Consider the following 5,701-nt stretch of genomic DNA (forward strand, 5'->3'; position numbering starts at 1 on the left):
GCGCATCGGGTTGGGCAACTGCTTGCTCACCTGCTGGAAGCGCAGGCGAAACCACTCGTCGTGCAAGTTGCGCAATCGTTCCTCAAGCTCTACAGTGCTCTGCTCGCGCAGTTCGGAAGCCTTCACGCCGCCGCCTCCCCGCCGCCGATGGCACGCGAAACAATTCTCACCTTGATCGGCAGCTTGTGGCCACCCAACTCCAGCGCCTCGCGTGCCAACTGCGGGCTGACCCCGCCGAGTTCGAACAGGATGCGCCCCGCCCTGACCACCGCCGCCCAGCCTTCCGGGTTGCCCTTGCCGCTGCCCATGCGCGTCTCCGCCGGCTTCTTAGTGACGGGCTTGTCGGGAAACACGCGCACCCATACCTTGCCCGTCCGCTTGACGTGACGGGTGACGGCGACGCGCGCCGCCTCGATCTGCCGGTTGCTGAGCCAGCAGCTTTCCATCGCCTGCAGCCCGTGTTCGCCGAACGCCAGCGTGTTGCCGCGGCTCGCGCGACCCTTCATCCCGCCGCGCTGCTGCTTGCGGTACTTGGTCCTGGAAGGCATTAACATCGCGTGCTTACCTCGCATCGCTCACGCGCAGCCCCCCACGCGGTGGGACCGGCGTGCGCGCGGCCGACCGGCCGCTATTCCTCGTCAGTGTCCTCGTTCTCGGTATCCGGAGTGCTCTCTGCCTCGGCGTCGTCGGCCGGCGCCGTCGCGTCCGCGACGTCCTCAGTGGCCGGTGCGGACTCGTCCGCGGCTTGCGCCGCCTCCGCGGCGCCCTCGGCAGGCTCCGCAGCGGCGGCGGGGGCGACGGCCTCAGCCGCTGCCTCTTCCGCCTGCTCCGCGGCCGCCTCGGCTTCGACCTCGGGAGCTTGTTCCGCCTGGGGCACTCGACGCCAACCCGGGCGCTTTTTCTGCTCGCGCTTCTCAGCCGGGACTTCCGGCCGCGCGGGAGCCTTCTCGGGGATGATATCCCCGCGGTAGATCCACACCTTGATGCCGATGTTGCCGGCGGTGGTGCGCGCTTCGGTGAAACCGTAGTCGATGTCTGCGCGCAGCGTGTGCAGCGGTATCTTGCCGTCCTTGTCGGGATACCTGCGCGCCATCTCCGAGCCGCCCAGACGGCCGGCGCAGATGATCTTGATGCCCTGAGCGCCCATGCGCATGCTGCGCTGCACCGCCTGGTGAACCGTGCGCTTGAACGCGACGCGCTTCTCGAGCTGACCCGCCACGTTCTCGGCCACGAGCTGCGCGTTCAACTCCGACTGGCGCACCTCCTCGACGTTGATGTGCACCTTGCGGTTGGTCAGCCGTTCGAGCTCGTTGCGCAGGTCGTCAATCCCGCGGCCGCCGCGGCCGATGATGATGCCCGGCTTCGCGGTATGGAGCGTGATGCGGACGTTGTTGGCCGCGCGCTCGATCTCGACCTCGGCGATGCCGGCGTCGCGCGCCCGGTCGCGGCGCCCGCGCCCGGTGTCGCTGCGCACGAATCGCTTCTTGAAGTACTCGCGGATGGCGGCATCCTCAAGCACCATGTGGGCGTAGCCCTTCTTGGCGAACCAGCGGCTCTTCCAATCCTTGACTATCCCCAACCGTAGACCTAGGGGATGAACCTTCTGACCCATCGGTTTCCCTTCCCTCCCCGCGCGCGCGTTCGATCGCTCTCGACGAATCCGCGGCGCCGGCGGGGCGCTATTGCTCCTTGGCGCGTGGGGCGCGCTGCCGACGACCCCGTGATGCCGCGGGCTGCTCCGTTCGCTCGTCGAGCACCACGGTGATGTGGCTCAGGCGGCGCCTGATGACGCCGCCGCGCCCGATCGAGCCGGGCCGGTAACGCCGCAAGCTCGGCCCTTGATCCGCGTATGCTTCCCGCACCCACAGGCGCTCACGGTCCATGCCGTGGTTGTTCTCCGCATTGGCCGCGGCCGAATTAACGAGCTTCGTGATCGCCGGCGCAGCTGCGCCGGGCGTAAACTTGAGCACGGCCAGCGCCTCTTCGACGCCGCGGCCCCTGATCAGCGCGAGCACGCGCCGCACCTTGTACGGCGACATGCGGATGTATTTGGCTGTAGCCTTCGCCGGCACCGATGCCTCCTAGCGCGGCGCGGTTGACCGCTCCGTGTGACGCCCGTGGCCCCGGAAATGCCTGGTCGGCGCAAACTCGCCGAGCTTGTGCCCCACCATGTTCTCGGTGATAAAGATCGGGACGTGCCTGCGCCCGTCGTGCACCGCTATGGTGTGTCCCACCATGTCAGGCACGATGGTCGAGCGGCGCGACCACGTGCGGATGATCTTCTTCTCACCCGAACGGTTGAGGCGTTCCACCTTGTCCGCGAGGTGGGCGTCCACGAACGGCCCTTTCTTCAACGATCTCGCCATGTCTCTAAAGCCTCTGTCGTTTCTCCGTGCCGGCCCGCACAGTCCGTCTCAGTTGCCCCGCGCGCGCCTACTTCCTGCGCTTGACGATGAAGCGGTCGCTGGCCTTGTTGCGCTTGCGCGTCTTCGGCCCTAGGGTCGGCTTGCCCCACGGGCTCATCGGGCTCTTGCGCCCGACTGGGCTGCGCCCCTCGCCGCCGCCGTGCGGGTGATCCCGCGGGGTCATCGCGACGCCTCTGACGTGTGGCCGATGGCCGAGCCAGCGCTTGCGCCCCGCCTTACCGATCGTGACGTTCGAGTGCTCCGGGTTCGCGACCTGGCCCACCGACGCCCGGCAGCCGATGTACACCATACGCATCTCGCCGGAGGGCAGGCGCAGGTGCGCGAATTTCCCCTCCTTCGCCATGAGCTGCGCGCTGGCGCCGGCGCTGCGGCAGAGCTGTCCCCCCTTGCCCGGTGATAACTCAATGTTGTGCACGATCGTGCCCACGGGCATGGACGACAGCGCCATGGCGTTGCCCGGGCGCACGTCCGCCTGCGGACCGGAACTCACCGTTGCCCCGACGACCAGCCCCACCGGGGCCAGGATGTACCGCTTATCGCCGTCGACGTAGTGCAGCAGTGCGATGTCCGCCGAGCGGTTGGGGTCATATTCGATCGCCGCGACCTTGGCGGGCACGTTGTCCTTATTCCGCTTGAAGTCTATGACGCGATACCGCCGCTTGTGCCGGCCGCCGCGGAAACGCACCGTAGTGCGTCCCGAGACGTTGCGCCCACCGCTGCCGCCGACCGGCTTGAGCAAGGCTTTCTCGGGGCGCTGCCGGGTGTAGCGCCGCTCGACGCGCGTCATGTAGCGCCGGCTGGGCGTTGTCGCCCTATATTGCTTTAACGGCACTGTGACCTACCTCTAATCTGCGTTATTCACGCCCGGCGCCGGTTCGGCGCTGCCGCGTCCTCGCACTCGACGACCCCATTCCCGAGCAGTCTCCGGGATGCCGGCGAGATTCGTGCCCGACCCGCTAGACGCCCTCGTACACCGGAATCTTGCCCTCGCGCAGCGTGACTATCGCCTTCTTCCAATTCGACGTGCGCCCCGGCCGCCGGCGGCGGCGGCCGTAGCCCGAGGTGCGCCGCTCCTTGCCGCGCACGACCATGGTGTTGACCTTGCTCACCTTGACGTCCGGGAACAGCACCTCGATCGCGTTGCGAATCTCCACTTTCGTCGCCGCGAGATGAACGCGGAAGACGTATTTGTCGTGCTCCGAAGCGGCGACGCTCTTCTCCGACAGTATCGGCCTGATGATGATGTCGCGGGCGTCTCTCATGTCCGCGTCTCCTGGAGCCGTTCCACCGCGGCGTGCGTCAAGACGAGCCGCTCGCTGACGGCAACCATATACGTATTGAGGGCATCGGCGCTCACGACATCCACTCCCGGCAGGTTGCGGGCCGACAGCTCCAACTCGCGCGATGGCTCCGCGTCCACCACCAGCACTTTCCCGCCGTCAACATCGAGCTTCAGATTCTGCAGCATCTGGCTCAACGCGCGGGTGCTCGGACGCTCCGGCGCGAGGCGATCAACCACCGTGATGTCCCCATTGCGCGCGCGTTCCGAGAGCACCACGCCCAACGCCTTGCGCCGGGCCTTCTTGGGCAGGCGCTGCGCGTAGTCGCGCGGCTTGGGCCCCATGGCGACTGCGCCGCCTTTCCAAATCGGCGAGCGTCGGCTGCCGTGGCGCGCGCGCCCGGTGCCCTTCTGTCGCCACGGCTTGCGCCCACCGCCCCGGACCTCGCTGCGTCTTTTGGTGCTCGCGCTCCCCGCGCGCCGGCTCGCGAGGTGCGCCGTGACCGCAGCATGGACGAGGCCTTCATCGCGCTCGAGGTCGAACAACTTCGGGCTGACCTCGATCTCGCTCACCTGCTGGCCCGCCGTATTGTACATTGGCATGCTCGGCATCTCGTACGCCTCCGCTGTCGGCGGCTCACTCCTTGGTCTTGACCAGTCGCGCGCGCGCGACCCGCTTCGGCCGCTCCTGCGCCTTCGTGATCCGCACCACACCGCCGGGCGCTCCCGGCACCGCGCCCTTGAGGATCAGCAAGTTGCGCTCCGCGTCCGCGCGGATCACCTCCAGCCCCTTTACCGTCACCCGTGCGGCGCCCATGTGGCCGGGCTTGCCCGTGCCGGGGAAGACGCGCGCGGGACCGGTCGCTCCGCCCGAAGCCGGCCGCCGATGGAGCATTGACCCGTGCGCCGCGCCGCCCCCGTGCCAGCCATAGCGTTTGACCACGCCGGCGAAACCCTTGCCTTTCGAGACCCCGGTGACATTGACTCGCTCGCCGGGCTCAAAGAGGTCCGCGCGCAGTTCCTGGCCCTCCTGGTACTGATCGCAGTCGGTGAGCCGGAACTCGCCGAGCGTCTTCCTGGGCTCGACGTCCGCGCGCTTGAAGTGACCGCGCGCGGGGCGGTTGACGTGCTTGTCGCGGACCGCGCCGAAGCCCAACTGTACCGCGTCGTAGCCGTCGCGTGCGACCGTCTTGCGCTGCACGACCGTGCACGGCCCGGCCTGGATCACCGTCACCGGCACCGCGCGCCCCTGCTCGTCGAACATCTGGGTCATGCCCAGCTTCTGCCCGATTATCCCTTTAGCCACCGCCATGTCGCGGTTCCCCTAGCGAGTTTCAGGCATTGCCCGTGCGGCACTGCGCGCCGCGGTTCGACCGGCTCGGGCCCATCCCGAGCGCAGCCGCCGGGCCGCTCCGGGACGCGGCGCAGCCGCGTCACCCGGAACTCTCCCGGAACGGGGTTCTCCATCGCCGCCGGCCGAGCGCAATGCCCTCCGGCAACATACGAACCCGGTTAGCTCAATTTGATTTCGATGTCCACGCCGCCCGGCAAGTCAATCTTCATCAGCGCATCTATCGTGCGCGGGCTCGGTTCCAAGATATCAATCAGGCGCTTGTGCGTGCGCATCTCGAAATGCTCCATGGACTCCTTGTCCACGTGCGGCGAGCGAATGACGCAGAACCGGTTGATCTCCGTCGGCAGCGGCACCGGCCCGGACACCTGCGCCCCGGTGCGCCGCGCGGTATCCACGATGCGCACCGCGGACTGATCCAAGATGCGATGATCGAACGCCTTGAGCCGGATACGGATCTTGTCCGCGGCTGTCTCGGTTGACCTGGCCATGTGCTTGCGCCTCGCTCCTCTACTTCATGATGTCGGCGATGACGCCGGCGCCCACCGTGTGCCCGCCCTCGCGCACCGCAAACCGCAACCCCGGCTCCATCGCGATCGGCTGGATCAACTCCGCCGTGATCGTCACGTTGTCCCCGGGCATTAC

Annotated in this window: 11 protein-coding genes; all 11 read right to left on the reverse strand. The window is 67.9% G+C overall.

The window, feature by feature from the left end:
- A partial coding sequence (gene rpmC, locus JSV65_17330) for a 50S ribosomal protein L29 (GenBank protein ID UCH36827.1) occupies positions 1-126 on the reverse strand: 126 nt, incomplete at its 3' end.
- Positions 123-554, reverse strand: coding sequence for a 50S ribosomal protein L16 (rplP, locus tag JSV65_17335; protein UCH34270.1), 432 nt, complete (start codon positions 552-554; stop codon positions 123-125). The genes rplP and rpmC, both read right to left, overlap by 4 nt.
- 74 nt (positions 555-628) lie before the next feature.
- On the reverse strand, positions 629-1,612 hold the full coding sequence (gene rpsC, locus JSV65_17340; GenBank protein ID UCH34271.1) for a 30S ribosomal protein S3: 984 nt from the start codon (positions 1,610-1,612) through the stop codon (positions 629-631).
- A gap of 67 nt (positions 1,613-1,679) precedes the next feature.
- Complete coding sequence (rplV, locus tag JSV65_17345) at positions 1,680-2,072, reverse strand: 50S ribosomal protein L22 (protein UCH34272.1); 393 nt, start codon at positions 2,070-2,072, stop codon at positions 1,680-1,682.
- A gap of 9 nt (positions 2,073-2,081) precedes the next feature.
- Positions 2,082-2,366: a 30S ribosomal protein S19 gene (gene rpsS / locus JSV65_17350; protein ID UCH34273.1), complete on the reverse strand. Its 285-nt coding sequence runs from the start codon at positions 2,364-2,366 to the stop codon at positions 2,082-2,084.
- Between the two features lie 67 nt (positions 2,367-2,433).
- Positions 2,434-3,258, reverse strand: a complete 825-nt coding sequence (rplB, locus tag JSV65_17355) for a 50S ribosomal protein L2 (protein UCH34274.1) — start codon at positions 3,256-3,258, stop codon at positions 2,434-2,436.
- Positions 3,259-3,382: 124 nt separating this feature from the next.
- Complete coding sequence (gene rplW / locus JSV65_17360) at positions 3,383-3,688, reverse strand: 50S ribosomal protein L23 (protein ID UCH34275.1); 306 nt, start codon at positions 3,686-3,688, stop codon at positions 3,383-3,385.
- The gene (rplD, locus tag JSV65_17365; protein ID UCH34276.1) at positions 3,685-4,317 is read right to left on the reverse strand and encodes a 50S ribosomal protein L4; all 633 of its coding nucleotides are present in this window, start codon (positions 4,315-4,317) and stop codon (positions 3,685-3,687) included. Before rplD ends, rplW begins: the two co-directional genes overlap by 4 nt.
- Positions 4,318-4,342: 25 nt before the next feature.
- Positions 4,343-5,011 carry a 50S ribosomal protein L3 gene (gene rplC / locus JSV65_17370; GenBank protein UCH36828.1) on the reverse strand — a complete coding sequence of 223 codons (669 nt, stop codon included), beginning with the start codon at positions 5,009-5,011 and terminating at the stop codon, positions 4,343-4,345.
- A 206-nt stretch (positions 5,012-5,217) separates the two neighbouring features.
- Positions 5,218-5,547: a 30S ribosomal protein S10 gene (gene rpsJ / locus JSV65_17375; GenBank protein UCH34277.1), complete on the reverse strand. Its 330-nt coding sequence runs from the start codon at positions 5,545-5,547 to the stop codon at positions 5,218-5,220.
- A 19-nt stretch (positions 5,548-5,566) separates the two neighbouring features.
- Positions 5,567-5,701: elongation factor Tu (gene tuf / locus JSV65_17380; protein UCH36829.1), on the reverse strand; the 135-nt coding region annotated here is incomplete at its 5' end.

The organism is Armatimonadota bacterium, assembly GCA_020354555.1.
In the GTDB taxonomy this organism is placed as follows: domain Bacteria; phylum Armatimonadota; class Hebobacteria.